This window comes from Symbiopectobacterium sp. (genome assembly GCF_047692315.1).
In the GTDB taxonomy this organism is placed as follows: domain Bacteria; phylum Pseudomonadota; class Gammaproteobacteria; order Enterobacterales; family Enterobacteriaceae; genus Symbiopectobacterium.
In genome coordinates this window covers 106,266-123,619 of record NZ_JBLLJS010000003.1, presented here as the reverse complement: position 1 = coordinate 123,619, position 17,354 = coordinate 106,266, and the positions used below count along the sequence as shown (strand labels likewise).

13 protein-coding genes and 3 pseudogenes are annotated in these 17,354 nt (G+C 53.9%); 14 read left to right on the top strand and 2 right to left on the bottom strand.

Going from position 1 to position 17,354, the window contains the following annotated elements; all coding sequences use genetic code 11:
- Window positions 1–51: 51 nt before the first annotated feature.
- Both fldB and ACMZI0_RS01255 read right to left on the bottom strand, forming a co-directional pair.
- Window positions 52–570, bottom strand: a complete 519-nt coding sequence (fldB, locus tag ACMZI0_RS01260; protein ID WP_415671652.1) for a flavodoxin FldB — start codon at window positions 568–570, stop codon at window positions 52–54.
- Between the two features lie 162 nt (window positions 571–732).
- A pseudogene (locus ACMZI0_RS01255) lies at window positions 733–2,056 on the bottom strand (MFS transporter).
- Window positions 2,057–2,375: 319 nt separating this feature from the next.
- Between ACMZI0_RS01255 and xerD the strand changes: the two are divergent.
- The 14 genes and pseudogenes from xerD to arnB all read left to right on the top strand — a co-directional run bounded on the left by xerD (window position 2,376) and on the right by arnB (window position 17,353).
- On the top strand, window positions 2,376–3,275 hold the full coding sequence (gene xerD, locus ACMZI0_RS01250) for a site-specific tyrosine recombinase XerD (protein WP_415671651.1): 900 nt from the start codon (window positions 2,376–2,378) through the stop codon (window positions 3,273–3,275).
- A 78-nt stretch (window positions 3,276–3,353) separates the two neighbouring features.
- A complete protein-coding gene (dsbC, locus tag ACMZI0_RS01245; RefSeq protein ID WP_415671650.1) occupies window positions 3,354–4,070 on the top strand; it encodes a bifunctional protein-disulfide isomerase/oxidoreductase DsbC in 717 nt (238 codons plus the stop codon).
- An 84-nt stretch (window positions 4,071–4,154) separates the two neighbouring features.
- Entirely contained in the window at window positions 4,155–5,888 is a 1,734-nt protein-coding gene (recJ, locus tag ACMZI0_RS01240) for a single-stranded-DNA-specific exonuclease RecJ (protein ID WP_415671649.1), read from the top strand.
- A gap of 130 nt (window positions 5,889–6,018) precedes the next feature.
- Window positions 6,019–7,117, top strand: a protein-coding gene (prfB, locus tag ACMZI0_RS01235; RefSeq protein WP_415671648.1) for a peptide chain release factor 2 whose coding sequence is annotated in 2 segments (ribosomal slippage) — window positions 6,019–6,093 and window positions 6,095–7,117 — 1,098 coding nt in all. Because the reading frame shifts where the segments join, the coding sequence is not laid out codon by codon here.
- Between the two features lie 8 nt (window positions 7,118–7,125).
- Window positions 7,126–8,643: a lysine--tRNA ligase gene (gene lysS / locus ACMZI0_RS01230; RefSeq protein WP_415671647.1), complete on the top strand. Its 1,518-nt coding sequence runs from the start codon at window positions 7,126–7,128 to the stop codon at window positions 8,641–8,643.
- Window positions 8,644–8,785: 142 nt separating this feature from the next.
- Window positions 8,786–8,941: an AraC family ligand binding domain-containing protein gene (locus tag ACMZI0_RS01225; RefSeq protein WP_415671646.1), complete on the top strand. Its 156-nt coding sequence runs from the start codon at window positions 8,786–8,788 to the stop codon at window positions 8,939–8,941.
- Window positions 8,942–9,553, top strand: a complete 612-nt coding sequence (locus tag ACMZI0_RS01220) for a helix-turn-helix transcriptional regulator (protein WP_415671645.1) — start codon at window positions 8,942–8,944, stop codon at window positions 9,551–9,553. It begins immediately after the preceding gene.
- Window positions 9,554–9,620: 67 nt separating this feature from the next.
- Window positions 9,621–10,304 carry a LysE family translocator gene (locus tag ACMZI0_RS01215; RefSeq protein WP_415671644.1) on the top strand — a complete coding sequence of 228 codons (684 nt, stop codon included), beginning with the start codon at window positions 9,621–9,623 and terminating at the stop codon, window positions 10,302–10,304.
- Window positions 10,305–10,948: 644 nt separating this feature from the next.
- A complete protein-coding gene (locus ACMZI0_RS01210; protein WP_415671643.1) occupies window positions 10,949–13,384 on the top strand; it encodes a DMSO/selenate family reductase complex A subunit in 2,436 nt (811 codons plus the stop codon).
- Window positions 13,385–13,397: 13 nt separating this feature from the next.
- Window positions 13,398–14,015, top strand: coding sequence for a DMSO/selenate family reductase complex B subunit (locus ACMZI0_RS01205; protein ID WP_415671642.1), 618 nt, complete (start codon window positions 13,398–13,400; stop codon window positions 14,013–14,015).
- Window positions 14,008–14,636 (top strand): annotated as a pseudogene (locus ACMZI0_RS01200) (DmsC/YnfH family molybdoenzyme membrane anchor subunit). The gene ACMZI0_RS01205 and the pseudogene ACMZI0_RS01200 overlap by 8 nt, the downstream one beginning before the upstream one ends.
- A gap of 55 nt (window positions 14,637–14,691) precedes the next feature.
- Window positions 14,692–15,285 (top strand): TorD/DmsD family molecular chaperone, encoded by a 594-nt coding sequence (locus ACMZI0_RS01195; protein ID WP_415671641.1) that lies wholly within the window; start codon window positions 14,692–14,694, stop codon window positions 15,283–15,285.
- Window positions 15,285–15,827, top strand: coding sequence for a ferredoxin-type protein NapF (gene napF, locus ACMZI0_RS01190; protein ID WP_415671640.1), 543 nt, complete (start codon window positions 15,285–15,287; stop codon window positions 15,825–15,827). The genes ACMZI0_RS01195 and napF overlap by 1 nt, the downstream gene beginning before the upstream one ends.
- Window positions 15,828–16,212: 385 nt before the next feature.
- Window positions 16,213–17,353, top strand: a pseudogene (gene arnB / locus ACMZI0_RS01185) (UDP-4-amino-4-deoxy-L-arabinose aminotransferase).
- Window position 17,354: the final 1 nt, after the last annotated feature.

Below are 17,354 nucleotides of genomic sequence, written 5' to 3'. Positions count from 1 at the left end.
TCAGCCGGCAGCACAATGTCGGCTGATGTCTCTCGGGAAATCCCCCGGATGTTACAACTGCTCAGCCATTTCCTGTAAGATCTGCTCGCACCACTGCTGCAACCGCTCATCGCTCACGTCATACTGATTTACCTCATCAAGCGCCAGCCCGACAAAGTGTTTCCCATCCTGCGTGAGCGGTTTGGTGGTCGTGAACTCATAGCCCTCGGTGGGCCAGTAGCCAATAAAGGTTGCACCGCTCACGGCCAGTTGCTGATGCAGCATACCGAGAGCGTCAAGGAACCATTCGCCGTAGCCGAGCTGGTCGCCCATGCCATACAGTGCAATGATTTTTCCTTGTAGATTCAATGAGGGCAACTGCCCCCAGATGGCTTCCCAATTTTCCTGAATTTCACCCAAATCCCACGTTGGGATACCCAGAATCAGGAATTCATACTCCTCCATCTTCAGCGGATCGACATCTTTAACGTTATGCAGATCAACCAGTGATTCGCCCAAAATGTCACGAATCTTCTCCGCTGCCATCTCGGTGTAGCAGGTGCTGGAGCCGTAGAACAAACCAATTTTCATATGCAATTGCAGCGTGTTAAACAAACCTGCCATTAGCCTAACTGAATCTTGCTGCGAGGCATAGCGTGGATGTGGGGAGTGCGTTCTGTGAGAAAAAGCGTGGGAGAAAAAAACGGGCGAAGGCCATTAACCTTCACCCGTATTCACGTTTGCCCGTAATGCTTAGCCGAGTGCTTGGTGACGCGTTTCTTTGGTCAGCAATAATGCGATAAGCGTTAAGGACGCCATGGCGAACAGATAAACACCCACATAGGACAGACCGTAGTTGGCTGTCAGCCAGGCCGCGATGTAAGGCGCAACCGATGCCCCCAAAATCGAGGAGACGTTATAGGAGAACGAGGCTCCGGTATAACGCACTTCGGTGGGGAACAGTCCTGGCAGCAATGCGCCCATCGGGCCAAAGGTCAGCCCCATCAGGCCCAGACCCAGCACCAGAAACAGCATCACCAGCGGTTGGCTGCCAGAGCCTAACAGCGACGGGAATAACATCGCGAACACCAGCATGCCGCAGGTGACGACGATCATGGTCTTGCGGCGGCCATAGGCATCTGCCAGCAGCCCGGCAACCGGAATCAGCAGACCAAAGGCGATAACCGCTACCATCAGCATCCACAGAAAGCTGTTACGGGAGAAACCCAGCCCTTTAGGAATGGGCGAGGTGTCGTAGGTCATGGAGTAGACCGTCATGATGTAGAACAGCGTATAGGTGGCAAGCATGATAAAGGTGCCAAGAATGGTCGCCTTCAGATGTTTGCTCAGCAGCGTTCCCAACGGGATGCGGACTTTTTTACCTGCCTCGATAGCTTTGGTAAACACTGGCGCTTCGTGCAGAGAGACACGAACATACAGGCCGATCAATACCAATACCGCAGAGGCAACGAAAGGTACGCGCTACCCCCAGGTCATGAACTGCTCTTCGCTTAATATCCAGGAGAGCAGCAGGGAGGTGCCGTTGGCAAAGAAGAAGCCGATAGGGGCACCTAACTGCGGGAATGAGCCATACAGCGCGCGCTTGTGGGCTAGCGCATTTTCGGTTGCCAGCAACGCGGCCCCGCCCCATTCACCGCCCAGACCGAGGCCCTGACCAAAACGGGCCAATGCCAGCAGCAACGGTGCGAAAATACCAATGCTGTCATAGGTCGGCAGCAGGCCGATCAGCACGGTAGAGATCCCCATGGTGAGCAGTGAAGCCACCAACGTGACCTTACGACCCACGCTCGCCGAAGTGGCCAAACAGCGCAGAACCGATCGGGCGCGCAACAAAGGCAATAGCAAAGGTCGCGAGCGATTGTAGCGTCGCGGCAGTCGGATCGCCCTGCGGGAAGAAAATGTGCGGGAAAATCAGCACAGCAGCAGTGGCATAGATATAAAAATTGAAAAATTCGATCGCGGTTCCGATCAATGAAGCGACAACAACCTTACTGCGGGAGTTAACCGGGGCTGCGTCCGCCTCTGTATCGAGAGTGGGCGTGATGGTGGCTTGCATAGGACTCTATTATCTTTTTTTATCGACAGAACTGTAATTCTAGTCACAGAAAAAAAAGCATTTCAATGCTAGTCCAAAAAGCGCAAAAGCGGCCACAGAGCCTGCTTTGGTGAGTTGCGCGATTGTGAATACTTCCTGTGAGATAAGTTATGCTTTCCCCTATTTTGTAGCGGCAGCTGCCGAACAATGCAGCATAAAATAAATTTGCATAAAAAATCGTCGGCGTGAATTCAGGTGATGATACTGCCCCTTTCACCGTCACTTCGGGCATAATAACGGCAGGGTTTTACCCTGCACGCAGTGAAGAGAGGGGAAGCGCATGCAAGCACAGGATCGGGCACACATCGAACAGTTTCTTGAGGCTATGTGGCTGGAGCGTAACCTGGCGGACAATACGCTGACCTCCTATCGGCGAGATTTAACCGCACTTGCCGATTGGCTGGAGCATCGTGAAAGTGATTTATTGCAGGTGCAGGCGCTGGATCTGCACGCTTATCTTGCCGAACGCGTGGAGGGGGGATACAAAGCGACCAGTTCAGCACGTTTATTGAGTGCCATGCGCCGATTTTTTCAGTATCTATACCGGGAGAAACGGCGCAGTGACGATCCCAGTGCGCTACTCTCTTCTCCTAAATTGCTGCAGCGCTTGCCCAAAGATCTCAGCGAAGCGCAGGTGAGTGCGTTGCTGCAAGCGCCCTGTGTGGATGAGCCTCTTGAGTTGCGCGATAAAGCCATGCTTGAGGTGCTGTATGCCACGGGGCTGCGCGTCTCGGAACTGGTGGGGCTGACCATGGCGGATGTCAGTTTGCGCCAGGGGGTAGTGCGGGTGATAGGTAAAGGCAATAAAGAACGGCTGGTGCCGCTGGGAGAAGAAGCCATTTATTGGCTGGAGCGTTACCTTGAGCACGGCAGGCCCTGGCTGCTGAACGGGCAGACGCTCGATGTGCTGTTTCCAAGCTCTCGGGCGCAGCAGATGACGCGCCAAACCTTTTGGCACCGTATCAAACACTATGCCGTGCTGGCATCCATTGACAGTGAGAAGCTTTCACCGCATGTTTTACGCCATGCATTCGCTACGCACTTGCTGAACCACGGGGCTGATTTGCGTGTCGTACAAATGTTGTTGGGGCATAGCGATCTTTCAACAACGCAAATATACACGCACGTTGCCACTGAACGGCTGAAGCAGTTGCATCAACAGCATCATCCGCGCGCCTGACATTGCAGGCGAAATAAGGGCCAGATGGCTGAACGCGCCCTTTACAGGCGGAATACACCATGAACGGGACTGAATACGATGAAAAAAGGGCTAATGGCGCTTTCTTTACTGCTCGCGGCGACGAGTAGCGCAGTACTCGCCGACGATGCGGCGATTAAACAGACACTGACCAAATTGGGCATTGAAAAAATTGATATCCAGCCTGCGCCCGTTGCTGGCCTTAAAACGGTGCTGACGGAAAGCGGTGTGCTCTACGTAACTGAAGATGGCAAACATCTGCTGCAAGGCCCGCTCTACGCGCTGGGCGGTGGTGCTCCAGTGAACGTGACCAATCAGATTCTGAAGGGCAAACTGGATGCCTTGCAGGATCAAATGATCGTCTACAAAGCGGCGCAGGAAAAACATGTGATTACCGTTTTCACCGATATCACCTGCGGTTACTGTCACAAACTGCATGAGCAGATGAAAGACTACAACGATCTGGGCATCACCATTCGTTATCTGGCCTTCCCGCGTCAGGGGCTGAATTCGCCGACGGAAAAAGACATGCAGTCTATCTGGTGCACCGCTAACCGTAACAAGGCGTATGACGCTGCGTCTCGCGGTGAGGCTATCTCCCCGGCAACCTGCAAAACCGATATCGGTGCCCATTACGAGCTGGGCATTCAGTTCGGTGTGCAAGGCACGCCAGCGATCGTGTTGGAAGATGGCACCGTTGTACCGGGTTATCAGGCACCTAAAGGGATGTTAGCCATGCTGAACGCACATCGGGCTGCGGCCAAATCTGGCGCATAAATCGCAGGCATATTGATGCCAGCCCATTGAACGAAAAGTGAAAGCGTTCAGTGCAATCAGTCACGCAGTGGAATTGAAAATACAGTGGAATTAAAAACCATACTCCGCCGGCGTCCGCTGGCGGAAGGCAGTGGGCTTCCCGCAACGCTTCCTCCGTTACTACGTCGGCTGTATGCGCAGCGCGGCGTAACAGAGAGCCAGGAATTGGATCGCGGCCTGCGCGGTCTGCTTGACTATCGCCTGCTTGATGGCATTGACGACGCGGTGGTGTTGCTGCAACAGGCGCTGGCAGAACAACGGCGCATTGTGGTCGTGGGTGACTTTGATGCCGACGGCGCGACCAGTACCGCGCTGACCGTGCTGGCGCTGCGCAGCATGGGCGGTAGCCGGGTGACCTATCTGGTGCCGAACCGTTTTGAAGATGGCTACGGTCTGAGCCCTGAAGTGGTGGTGCAGGCGGAGAAAATGGGTGCTGAGCTGATCCTGACGGTGGATAACGGTATTTCATCCCATGCCGGGGTGGATCATGCGCACCAGCGCGGCATTCAGGTGCTAGTGACCGATCATCACCTGCCGGGCGAAACGTTGCCCGCTGCCGATGCCATGATTAACCCCAATCTGCGCGACTGCGCATTTCCTTCCAAATCGCTGGCAGGCGTCGGCGTCGCGTTTTACCTGATGATGGCGCTGTTTGTGCGTCTGCGCGACAGCGGCTGGTTTAGCCAAAAAGGGTTGGCAGAACCGAAGCTGGCGGAACTGCTCGATTTGGTGGCGTTAGGCACGGTGGCCGACGTGGTGCCTCTCGATGCCAACAACCGTATTCTGGTTTCGCAAGGGCTGAATCGCATTCGTGCTGGCAAGTGTCGCCCTGGTATTCGTGCATTGCTGGAAATCGCCAACCGTGATGCCAGCCAACTGGTTGCAAGCGATCTGGGTTTTGCGATTGGGCCACGTCTCAATGCGGCGGGGCGATTGGATGATATGTCGATTGGCGTGGCGTTACTGCTGTGTGATGACATCGTTCAAGCACGAATGCAGGCCAGCGATCTGGATGCCCTCAATCTGGCGCGGCGTGAAATCGAACAAGAGATGCAGTCCGAAGCCATGCAACTGTGCGAAAAGCTGGAGCATGGTCTGGAGCAGCTTCCTCTGGGGTTGGCGATGTATCATCCTGAGTGGCATCAGGGCGTGGTGGGTATTCTGGCATCGCGGCTTAAAGAACGTTTTCATCGCCCGGTGATCGCGTTTGCACCGGCGGGTGAGGGGGTACTTAAAGGTTCTGGCCGTTCGATTCCCGGTCTGCACTTGCGCGATGCGCTGGAGCGTTTGGATACCCGCTATCCGGGGTTGATGGTTAAATTTGGCGGTCACGCGATGGCGGCAGGGTTATCGCTGGAAGAGCATAAGTTTGATACCTTCCGCGAGCGCTTTGGCGAGCTGGTCGGCGAGTGGCTGGATGAATCGCACCTGGAAGGGGTTATCTGGTCCGACGGTGAGCTGATACAAACCGAACTGAACCTGGTGACGGCAGAGATGTTGCGCGATGCCGGGCCGTGGGGACAAGCGTTTCCTGAACCCACTTTTGACGGGCGTTTTCGTATCTTGCAGCAGAAGCTGTTAAAAGAGCGTCACCTGAAGCTGATGTTGGAGCCGGTCAACGGCGGCCCGCTTCTGGACGGTATCGCGTTTAACGTGGATACACGTTGCTGGCCCGACAGCAGCATTCGCGAGGCTGAACTGGCCTATCGCCTTGAGGTCAACGAGTTTCGCGGCAAACGCAGCGTGCAATTGTTGATACAGCATTTGTGGCCGCTGTAGTGAGTGTGGGTAATCGCCCGCATGGGTAAAATTGCGCCAGACGGCTATAAACCTGGCGTGTATTCCGCTAGAATAACGGGTTTATATTTATTCTTCTCCGTCGATTGACGGCTAACGTAAGACGCTAATCATGTTTGAAATTAATCCGGTAAAAAACCGTATTCAGGACCTGTCTGACCGGACAGCTTTTCTGAGGGGGTATCTTTGACTACGATGCTAAGAAAGAACGCCTAGAAGAAGTTAACGCCGAGCTGGAACAGCCCGACGTCTGGAATGAACCTGAGCGTGCACAAGCGCTGGGTAAAGAACGCTCCTCGTTGGAAGCGATTGTCGATACTATCGATCAGATGACGCAAGGGCTGGAAGACGTTTCCTGGCTGCTCGAGTTGGCGGTGGAAGAGGACGACGAAGAGACGTTCAACGATACCATCTCCGAAGTGGATGCGCTGGAAGCCAAGCTGGCACAGCTTGAGTTCCGCCGCATGTTCTCCGGCGAATACGATAGCGCCGACTGCTACCTTGATATTCAATCCGGCTCCGGCGGGACGGAAGCGCAAGACTGGGCCAGCATGCTGCTGCGTATGTATCTGCGCTGGGCGGAAAGCAAAGGCTTCAAGACCGAAGTGATTGAGGAATCAGAGGGTGAAGTTGCCGGGCTTAAATCCGCCACCATCAAGATTATTGGTGACTATGCGTTTGGCTGGCTGCGTACCGAAACCGGCGTACACCGTTTGGTGCGTAAGAGCCCGTTTGACTCCGGTGGTCGCCGTCATACGTCGTTCAGTTCCGCATTTGTGTATCCGGAAGTGGATGACGATATTGATATCGAAATCAACCCGGCAGATCTGCGTATTGACGTGTATCGCGCCTCCGGTGCAGGTGGCCAGCACGTTAACCGTACTGAATCTGCGGTGCGTATTACCCATATACCCACCAACATTGTTACCCAGTGTCAGAACGACCGTTCCCAGCACAAGAACAAAGATCAGGCGATGAAACAGCTGAAAGCGAAGCTGTACGAGTTTGAGATGCAAAAGAAAAATGCTGAGAAGCAGGCGCTGGAAGATAACAAGTCCGATATCGGCTGGGGCAGCCAGATTCGCTCCTACGTACTGGATGATTCCCGAATCAAAGACCTGCGCACCGGGGTGGAAACGCGTAATACCCAGGCCGTGCTGGATGGCGATCTGGACCGATTTATTGAAGCAAGTTTAAAAGCGGGGTTATAACAAGTCACATGGCTGAGTCACAATCACAGGGTGCCGAGCAGGCGCTGGATCTGAACAACGAACTGAAAACGCGCCGTAAAAAGCTCTCGGCGCTGCGTGAACACGGTATCGCCTTTCCTAATGATTTCCGCCGTGATTCCACTTCTGATGCGCTGCACGCGGCTTACGACGATAAAGAAAACGAAGAGCTGGAAGCGCTGGGCATTGAAGTGACCGTGGCGGGTCGTATGATGACGCGCCGCATCATGGGGAAAGCCTCGTTCGTGACGTTACAGGATGTGGGTGGCCGCATTCAGCTTTACGTGGCGCGTGACAATCTGGCGGAAGGTATCTATAACGAACAGTTCAAAAAATGGGATCTGGGCGATATTCTGGGCGCGCGCGGTAAGGTGTTCAAAACCAAGACCGGTGAGCTTTCCATCCATTGTACCGAACTGCGTCTGCTGACCAAGGCGCTGCGCCCGCTGCCGGACAAATTCCACGGTCTGGCGGATCAGGAAACCCGTTATCGTCAACGCTATTTGGATCTGATCGCCAACGACGAATCCCGTCATACCTTCCGTGTACGCTCGCAGATCCTGTCCGGCATCCGTCGTTTCATGGTGGATCAAGGGTTTATGGAAGTTGAAACCCCGATGATGCAGGTGATCCCAGGCGGTGCTTCCGCGCGTCCTTTTGTGACTCACCATAACGCGCTGGATATTGACATGTATCTGCGTATCGCGCCGGAATTGTACCTGAAGCGTCTGGTGGTCGGTGGTTTTGAACGAGTGTTCGAAATTAACCGTAACTTCCGTAACGAGGGGGTTTCGCCGCGTCACAACCCGGAATTCACCATGATGGAGCTTTATATGGCCTATGCCGATTATAAAGATCTCATCGTGTTGACCGAGAGCCTGTTCCGTACGCTGACGCAAGACGTGCTGGGCAGCACTACGGTGCCTTACGGCGATCAGACGTTTGATTTTGGCAAACTGTTTGAAAAGCTGACCATGCGCGAGGCGATCTGCAAATATCGTCCGGAAACCAACGTGGCTGATCTGGACGATTTTGATAAAGCGTCGGCCATTGCTACGTCTCTGGGGATCAAGATCGAGAAAGGCTGGGGTCTGGGCCGTATCGTTACCGAGATCTTTGAAGAAACAGCGGAAGCCAATCTGATCCAGCCGACCTTTATCACCGAATATCCGGCGGAAGTTTCACCGCTGGCGCGCCGTAATGATGAAAACCCGGAAATCACCGATCGTTTCGAGTTCTTCATCGGTGGACGTGAAATCGGTAACGGCTTCTCCGAGCTGAATGATGCAGAAGATCAGGCAGAGCGTTTTGCCGATCAGGTGCGTGCCAAAGATGCCGGCGACGACGAAGCCATGTTCTACGACGAAGACTACGTCACCGCGCTGGAACACGGCCTGCCGCCAACGGCGGGCCTGGGTATTGGTATCGACCGTATGGTGATGTTGTTTACCAACAGCCACACCATTCGTGACGTGATCCTGTTCCCGGCGATGCGTCCGCAGAAGTAAGTTTTTTCGAACTATCGACGGGTAAAAAAAACCATTCTTGCCATGTGGTTTTTTTACCCGTCTCCATCCCCGCGTGCCATGCTGGTAAACCCACAGAGAAAAATGCTACCGTCACTCTTCTGTTTTGGGGGGAAGTGACTCCATGATCACCTATCGTGATGGCTGGTTTGAACTGGCGTTGTTAGAAAATACGGGCGGATTTCCATGCCATACGCATGATGAATATGTGATTAGCGCCAATCTCAACGGCGTGGAGCATGTCTGGCTGGATGGCAACACCTTTGATGTCGATCCCTAGATGGTGACCACCTACAATCCGCATCAGCTACAAAGTGGTGATAACAGCGATGGGCGTTGGCAATGGGCCTCGCTCTACGTACAACCGGGCGCTTTTGAGCATTTCTTTGGCCGCTCCTTTCGGTTTGGTCAAGGCGTACAACATGCCCCCGTGCTGGCTCAGCAGTTGAAACTGTTGGTAAGCCCCGCAAACGAGCCGGGCAATAGCGCGATGTATCAGGAACGGCTGGTGCTGTTACTGGCGGTGTTGATGGACAATGATGCCGGCATCCCCGCACCGTTAAAGATGGTCAGCGAGGGCGGCAGAGTCAAACGCATCAAGGCGCGTTTGCTCAACTGCCTTGCAGAACCGCCAAATCTGGATGCGTTGGCACGTGATGAACACATTACTGTGGCACATCTGGTACGTAGCTTTCATCAGGAAGCGGGTATGCCGCCGCTTGCCTGGCTAATGCAACGCCGCATTGGCAAGGCCCGTGAGCTGCTGCGTCAGGGCATGAGTATCAGCCAGGTGGCTGTCAGCCTCGGCTTTGCCGATCAGGCGCACTTCACCAAAACCTTCAACCGCTTTAACGCCATGACGCCGGGGCGTTTTCAGCGTATCAATTTCTGACAATACGTCTTGCCTTACACCCCGTAGACTTTCGCTTACTGTTTATGTGTGTGGAGCTGTGGCGGTTATGTTGTTGGTTGTGCTTAATGGCATTTTACTCTCCCTCTCGCTGTGTCTGGATTTGGGGATGGTGAATACGGCGATCATTAACCGGGGTATGCGTGACGGGCCGCGCGCCGCGTTTATGATTGGCTTTGGTTCCTGTTTTGGCGATCTGGTTTATGCTGCGCTTTTTGCGTTTGGGTTGGCGGTGATTTTTACCGTGCTGCCCGTGTGCTGGGCGCTGTGGATTGGCGGTGGTGCTATTCTGCTGTTGATGACGTGGAACATGGCGCGCATGGCCTGGCGTGATTATCAGACGCAACGATTAGCACCTGTGGACGCTGATGTGACCGATCTTCCTGCTGTGGCAAAACGGTTTCGTGGCTATGATTTTCTGAGCGGCATGGGGATGGCGCTGGCGTCACCGACGGCGCTGTTGTGGTTTGCTGCGATTGGTGGCTCCATCATCGCGCAGTCAACGGACGGCTCAACGCTGATGGTGAGCGTGTTTCTCAGCGGCTTCTTTATCAGTGGATTGCTGTGGACGCTGTTTCTGGCGGGCATGATCAAGTTTGGCCGACAGGCCTTGCAAGGGCGGCTGACCTTTTACTGCTATGTCATTTCGGCACTGCTGTTTGCCTATTTTTCCGTGCAGGTGATTTACCACGGCTACCAAACGCTGCTGATCCCGCTGACCATGGCTGACTGATTGCTCAGTACGCCACCACTTTCGCCGGGTTTTTGCTTGCCCGGCAAGCGGATAGCGCTATAATGCCCAACGCACACCTGATGCGAGTGTAGTTCAATGGTAGAACGAGAGCTTCCCAAGCTCTATACGAGGGTTCGATTCCCTTTACTCGATCCAAAATGTTGTTTTTTATAAGTTTCCTACAATCATCCCAAACCCGAATGGCGTATGTTTCTCCGCTTACAATCGCTTTTGTGTCTGCTTGCCACTGTGTAAATCACGTATAGCGATACGGCTCGGCCACCATTTTTCCTCTTTTAAACGCAGTGAAAGAGCACGATTCAACTTTCAGTTTTTCTACTGCTATTAATTGTTCAATAACATCATTATTTTTTATGTCTCGGTGTGATGCTGCGTAGATTCATTCATTTATCACTGCTATTAATATTCACAAATAGAAATAAATCTCATTATCATTATATAGATTGTCGCGTAAATTTAGTATTTAAATCTAAAATATCTATATATTTTAGTAAATAACGACATTTCACGATCACATTTCTACCCTTTTTGGGGTAATAGACCTTACCCGCTTGATCGATATCAATCCCACATCATTAGCATGCCTTTATGGTTAGCAAGGTAAGCAAAGTGGGATAATAATCATGAAGAAAATTATTGAAGACCTTTTACACCAGGAAATATCTCGTCGGGACGCAGTGATCGATGCCGTGAAAATCGGCTCGGCGGTAGCGATTACCAGTGCCATCACCTTGCCATTTTCTGCCAATGCACAACCTGCGGTGACACCAACTGGCGTGGTGAACGACAATGAAACCGTTCGCCACAGCGCTTGTTTGGTCAACTGCGGCAGTCGCTGTCCGCTGAAGGTGATTGTGAAGGACGATCGCATCGTGCGTATCGAGCCGGAAGATGCCAAAGATGACAGCGTGTTCGGTGAACACCAGATTCGCCCTTGTCTGCGTGGACGTTCTAACCGCTGGCGTGTTTACAGCCCGGACCGTATCAAATATCCGATGAAGCGTGTCGGTAAACGCGGCGAAGGCAAATTTAAACGCATCAGTTGGGAAGAGGCGACCGCGTTTGTTGCCTCGGAAATGAAGCGTATTGCCGAGAAATATGGCAATGAGGCGATCTACTACAACTACCAATCCGGTGCCTACTACCACAATCAGGGAACGCACGCGTGGAAACGCCTGCTGAACCTAACGGGCGGCTACCTTAACTACCACAATACTTACTCTACCGCGCAAATCGCTACCGCTACGCCGTACACGCACGGTACCCATGTCGGCAGCCACTTTACGCAAATTGCCCATTCCGATCTGGTGGTGTTTTTTGGCCTGAACCTGTCGGAAACCCGTATGTCCGGCGGCGGACAGGTGGAAGAGTTGCGCCGTGCGCTGGAGGCCTCTCAGGCCCGCGTGGTGATCATCGATCCACGTTACACCGATTCCGTCATCACCGAGCATGCCGAATGGCTGGCGATTCGCCCGACCACCGATGCGGCACTGGTAGCGGGGCTGGCTCACACCCTGATTAGCGAGAACCTGATCGACGAAGCGCTGGTCAACCGCTACAGCGTCGGGTTTGATGCCAGCACGTTGCCCGCGTCTGCGGCACCGAATGCCAGCTACAAGGATTACATTTTAGGAAACGGGCCAGATGGCATTGCCAAAACGCCAGAATGGGCGGCAAGCGTCACCGGCATTCCTGCCGTGCGTATTCGTCAACTGGCACGGGAAATGGCGGGCGCGCGCGCTTGCTATATCGGCCAGGGCTGGGGACCGCAGCGCCACGCCAACGGCGAACAAACCGTGCGCGCCATCCAGACGTTGCCCGTGCTGACCGGCCACTTTGGATTACCGGGCACCAACAACGGTAACTGGCCTTACGGTACGCCTTATGGTGTTCTAACCTTGCCGGTGGGCAGCAACCCGATCAAAACCTCGATCCCTTGCTATCTCTGGACCGATGCCATCCTTAATCCCGAGAAAATGACGGCCACCACCATGGGCGTGAAGGGCACGGATAAGCTGCGCGTCGGCATTAAAATGGTGGTCAATCAGGCAGGGCAGGCGCTGTTGAACCAGCATGGCGATATCAACCGCACGCGTAAAATCCTGGCTGATGACACGTTGTGTGAAACCATCGTGGTGGTTGATAACCACATCACGCCAAGCGCCAAATTCGCCGATATCCTGCTGCCGGAAACCAGCTATCTGGAAGCGGAAGATCTGGTTGATAGCTCCTACTCAACGGGCTCGCACAACTACATGATCGCCATCCAGAAAACCATCACGCCGATGTGGGAAGTGCGCAGCACCTACGACATCTGTGCCGATATTGCTGGTCATCTGGGGCTGAAAGAGCAATTCACCGAAGGCCGCACTCAGGCGCAGTGGGTAGAAAAACATTACCAACAGGTGAAAGAGAAGCGTACCTACTTACCGGAATGGTTGGTCGCAAAAGAGAAAGGCGTTATCGATCAACAGATCGCGACGGAAAAACAGAGCATTGCCTTCCTGGATTTCCGGGCAGATCCGCACGCCAATCCGTTGAAAACACCTTCAGGCAAGATTGAGATCTATTCCGAAACGTTGGTCAAACTGGCGCAAACCTGTACGCTGCCGGAAGGCGATCGTATTCCACCGATCCCTGAGTTTTGTGTGGTGCGTGAATCTCACCTCAATACGGCGATGACGGCAAAATATCCGCTGCAACTCAGTGGGTTCCATACCAAGGGACACACCCACTCCACCTACAGCAACGTGCAATTCCTACATGAAGCGGCGCCGGATGAAGTCTGGATCAACCCGATCGATGCCGCGGCTCGCCAACTGAAATCTGGCGATCGCGTGCGTGTGTTTAACGATCGCGGCGTGGTGGAAATTCCCTGCAAGGTCACGCAGCGCATTCTGCCGGGCGTAGCCGCCATGCCGCAAGGTACCTGGACGCGCCTTGACAGCGCGGGCGTCGATGTTGGCGGGTGCATTAACACCCTGACCTCCCAGGATCCTTCGCCGTTGGCGAAAGGCAATCCGCAACATACCAACCTGGTTGAGATTCAGCGCGCTTAAGGGGAAATGACTGATGACACAATATGGCTTTTACGTTGACTCCTCGCGCTGCAAAACCTGTCAGGTCAGCTGCAAGGATAATAAAGATCTGGATCTTGGCCCGAAACTGCGTCGTGTCTATGAATACGGCGGCGGCAGTTGGGTAAAAGAGGGCGAATCCTGGCAAAATGACACCTACAGCTACTACCTGTCGATTGCCTGTAACCACTGTGACGATCCGACCTGTGTCGCTGGTTGTCCGACGGGTGCCATGCACAAGCGCAAAGAAGATGGGCTGGTGCTAGTGGATGAGAACGTGTGCGTAGGTTGTCGTTACTGTGAGATGCGTTGCCCCTACGGTGCGCTGCAGTTTGATGCACAGGCCAAGGTGATGCGCAAATGCGACGGCTGCCTAGATCGTTTGCAGAAAAATCTGCGCCCGATCTGTGTGGATTCCTGTCCGCAGCGAGCGCTGGATTTTGGCCCTATCGATGAACTGCGTGCTAAATATGGCACCGAAAATGAGATTGCACCGTTACCTTCTGCGTCGCTGACGCACCCTAATCTGATCGTTAAACCGCACCCCAAAGCGCGGCCCAGCGGCGATAAAGACGGTGCTATTCAAAACCTGCGGGAGGTGCGCCATGCATGAGTTGCCTTTGGTCTTTTTTACCGTTCTCACGCAGAGTGCGGTGGGGGCGTTTATCCTGCTGTTGGTAGCCGGTGTCGTGAAGCAGGTGGAAGCGCGGCCGTTAGCGATCGGGCTTTTTGCCGCGATGTGTCTGTTCGGTCTGGCCCTGCCGATTGCGGGGCTCCATCTCGGGCAGCCGCTGCGTGCCATGAACGTGCTGCTGCGCGCCGGCCACTCGCCGATGAGCAACGAAATCGTCCTCTCCTCGCTGTTTTGCGCCTTCGGTGGGCTGGGCGCGCTTGGGTTGCTGCTTAATCGCGGCGCACAACGCCTGTTCACCGCGCTGACGTGGGTTGCCGCCGTATTGGGCTAGCCGTTAGCGTATTGGCAACGCTGGCGAGCTTCTGCCTGCGCCCGGGCTACATGGCCACCTTGATGAGCGCAGACAGCGCACTGACCAGTGCACAACTTGCCTGGTTCAGCGCACAGGCGGTGCTGCTCGCCGTGGGTGTGGTCGGGGCGATGGTGCATGTCCGTTATAAAACCGGACGTTCACTGCTGGCCGCCAGTGCGCTGGTGGTGATTGTCGCTGAGCTGGCGGGCCGTGTCGCGTTCTACAACCTGTGGACGTTGCCGATGTAATGCCGTGCCGCCCTGCATGCTCCTGCGCGGGGCGGCATCCTAAGGGGAGAGCCCGATGTCATCTATAGCCGTGTTGCCGCGTTTTCTGGGCGCACTATTCTACTACCCACCTACACACCCCGATGTGCAGGCTATCGTGGCGAGCTTATCTGCGCTGCCTGCGCTTTGTCCCTGGGCAGAACGCAACAAGATGGAAACGCTGTGCCAGCACTGGCCTGTGCCAGAAGCAGAGGCGTTTATCTGGCAATACTCGGTGCTGTTTGAAGGGCAGGGAGAGATGTTTGCGCCTCCCTGGGCGTCTGTCTATCTGGAAAACGATAACCTGTTGATGGGGGAAAGCACTGTTCGTTATCGTGCTTTCCTGCGCCAGCACGGGCTGTCGTTTACCGGTGCGCAGCAGGAACCGGAAGATCAGTTCGGATTGATGCTGCTGGCGCTCGCTGCACTGTTGGAGCAAGAGAAAGAGCAGGCCGCACACACGCTGCTGGAAACGTATTTGCTACCCTGGGGCGATCGCTATCTGGAACGTTTGCAGCAAAATCCGCACAGCCCTTTCTATGCTCAACTGGCAGCCGTAACCCGATTGTTGCTACAGGGGATGCAGCGCCATTACGGGTTGCAACCCGTAATGGCGCGGATGTTTTTCTGATGGAAAAGGATGAGCGCTACTATCGCGGGTATTTGTCTCATCGCTACGTGAGTCGGCGCGGGTTGTTCCGCTCCTTTATCAGCGCATCACGCCACAGTGAGCCACTGCCAGACCGTGCTCAACCACGTGCGCCACTTCCGCCGGGCGCTCAACCTGCACCACAGTTTTACCAACATTGCGATCGTTGCCAGCAGTGCGTTAGCGCGTGCCCAATGGGCGTGTTGATCGTCAATGAAGAAGGTTATCCGCAGTTGGCGATTGAATACGCCAGCTGCGATGGCTGCCAGAAATGCATCACACACTGTCCCTCAGGAGCACTATTACCGCAGGCACACTTTGATACCGGGTTACGTCCGATTGTTGGAGAAGCTTGTATCAGCCAGCAACGCCATTGCCGCAGTTGTATTGAGGCCTGTTCGAGTCAGGCGCTTTTCCTGAGTGAAAGAGGGTTGCCAGAGGCTGACAATGCACGTTGTCACGGCTGTGGAGAATGCTTGATTCAGTGTGAAACCCAGGCAATTTCGTTGATTCCTACCGCATAAAAAACTTATTAATATCAATCCACAAATGCAGCCATTTTCGTGGTTGTGATGGGATATTGATATTTGAATGCAATGTTTTTATGTCAGTCATCTCTATTATTGTTTTTTTAATAAAATATAAATGAATATATAAAATAAACGCCAGTAATTGAACTTTTAATTTAATGGTTATTTTAAACACAATTCTTATGGAGGGTGTTTAAGGTGTTCATCTGGGTTATTTTAGTAACGCGTACCTGTATCATTATTTGTAATGGTTAAAAACAGGGCTCGACTATGTTTATCAGCCGATTTTCTTTCTTATTTCCTCACACGGATAATGGCAATTCAGTTGGTGACACCATGATGTTTTTTACGTTTGTTATTTTATCATCAGGATATTGTCATGCTTGATTTTTTACCTTTCTCTCGCCCTTCTTTGGGAGAGGAGGAAATTGCTGCTGTGAATTCGGTGATGTTATCAGGGTGGATAACGTCAGGGCCAAAAAATCAGCAGTTGGAAGCCGCTTTTCGTGCGTTGACCGGCAACAAGCACGCCATTGCCGTCAGCTCAGCGGCGGGCAGGATGCATGTGGCCTTGATGGCGCTGGATATCTCTCCCGGTGATGAGGTGATTACGCCCTCGCTGACCTGGGTTTCTACCCTCAATATGATTGTGTCGCTCGGCGCGGTGCCGGTGATGGTGGACGTTGACCGGGATACGCTGATGGTCACCCGGAGGCCATTGCTGCGGCCATCACACCGCGCACGCGTGCCATTATTCCAGTGCATTATGCTGGCGCGCCAGCTGGTATGGATGCGATTCGTGCCATTGGGCACCGTCACGGTATTCCCGTTATCGAAGATGCTGCACATGCCGTTGGGGCGGAATATCGTGGTGCTCCCGTTGGCGCGCAGGGCACGGCGATTTTCTCCTTTCATGCCATCAAAAATATGACCAGCGCTGAGGGCGGGTTGGTGGTCACCGACGATGACAGGCTTGCCGAGCGTATCCGCAGCCTCAAGTTTCACTGCTTGGGTGTAGATGCTTATGATCGGCACGCACAGGGGGCAGGGCCCCACAGGCCGCAGTGATAACGCCGGGCTACAAGTACAACCTCAGCGACATCCATGCCGCTATTGCCTTGGTGCAATTCGGCAAGCTGGCACACGTTAATCAACGCCGCAAGGAAATTGCCCAACGCTATCTGTCCGCCCTAGCCGATACGCCGTTATTGCCGCTGCGCCAGCCTGAGTGGCCGCACCACTGTGCCTGGCACCTGTTTATTTTGCGCGTGGATGCTGAACGCTGCGGTATTTCAAGAGATGCGTTAATGGCAGCGCTGCAAGCGCAAGGGATTGGTTCCGGCCTGCATTTGCGCGCGGTCCATACCCAAAAATATTACCGTGAGCGTTTTCCTGCACTTGAACTTCCTAATATGGAATGGAACAGCGAGCGCCTTTTATCCATTCCCCTGTTTCCGGATATGACCCATGACGACACATCACGCGTTATCGATGCGCTGCGCAAACTTGCCTGCGGTTGAT

What these genes read in the sequence shown, in the direction of transcription:
- ACMZI0_RS01210 (WP_415671643.1), top strand. Translation starts at nt 10,949, where the DNA reads ATGAAGAAAATTATTGAAGACCTTTTACACCAGGAAATATCTCGTCGG.
- ACMZI0_RS01205 (WP_415671642.1), top strand. Translation starts at nt 13,398, where the DNA reads ATGACACAATATGGCTTTTACGTTGACTCCTCGCGCTGCAAAACCTGT.
- ACMZI0_RS01215 (WP_415671644.1), top strand. Translation starts at nt 9,621, where the DNA reads ATGTTGTTGGTTGTGCTTAATGGCATTTTACTCTCCCTCTCGCTGTGT.
- lysS (WP_415671647.1), top strand. Translation starts at nt 7,126, where the DNA reads ATGGCTGAGTCACAATCACAGGGTGCCGAGCAGGCGCTGGATCTGAAC.
- dsbC (WP_415671650.1), top strand. Translation starts at nt 3,354, where the DNA reads ATGAAAAAAGGGCTAATGGCGCTTTCTTTACTGCTCGCGGCGACGAGT.
- ACMZI0_RS01225 (WP_415671646.1), top strand. Translation starts at nt 8,786, where the DNA reads ATGATCACCTATCGTGATGGCTGGTTTGAACTGGCGTTGTTAGAAAAT.
- ACMZI0_RS01195 (WP_415671641.1), top strand. Translation starts at nt 14,692, where the DNA reads ATGTCATCTATAGCCGTGTTGCCGCGTTTTCTGGGCGCACTATTCTAC.
- xerD (WP_415671651.1), top strand. Translation starts at nt 2,376, where the DNA reads ATGCAAGCACAGGATCGGGCACACATCGAACAGTTTCTTGAGGCTATG.
- napF (WP_415671640.1), top strand. Translation starts at nt 15,285, where the DNA reads ATGGAAAAGGATGAGCGCTACTATCGCGGGTATTTGTCTCATCGCTAC.
- ACMZI0_RS01220 (WP_415671645.1), top strand. Translation starts at nt 8,942, where the DNA reads ATGGTGACCACCTACAATCCGCATCAGCTACAAAGTGGTGATAACAGC.
- fldB (WP_415671652.1), bottom strand. Translation starts at nt 570, where the DNA reads ATGAAAATTGGTTTGTTCTACGGCTCCAGCACCTGCTACACCGAGATG.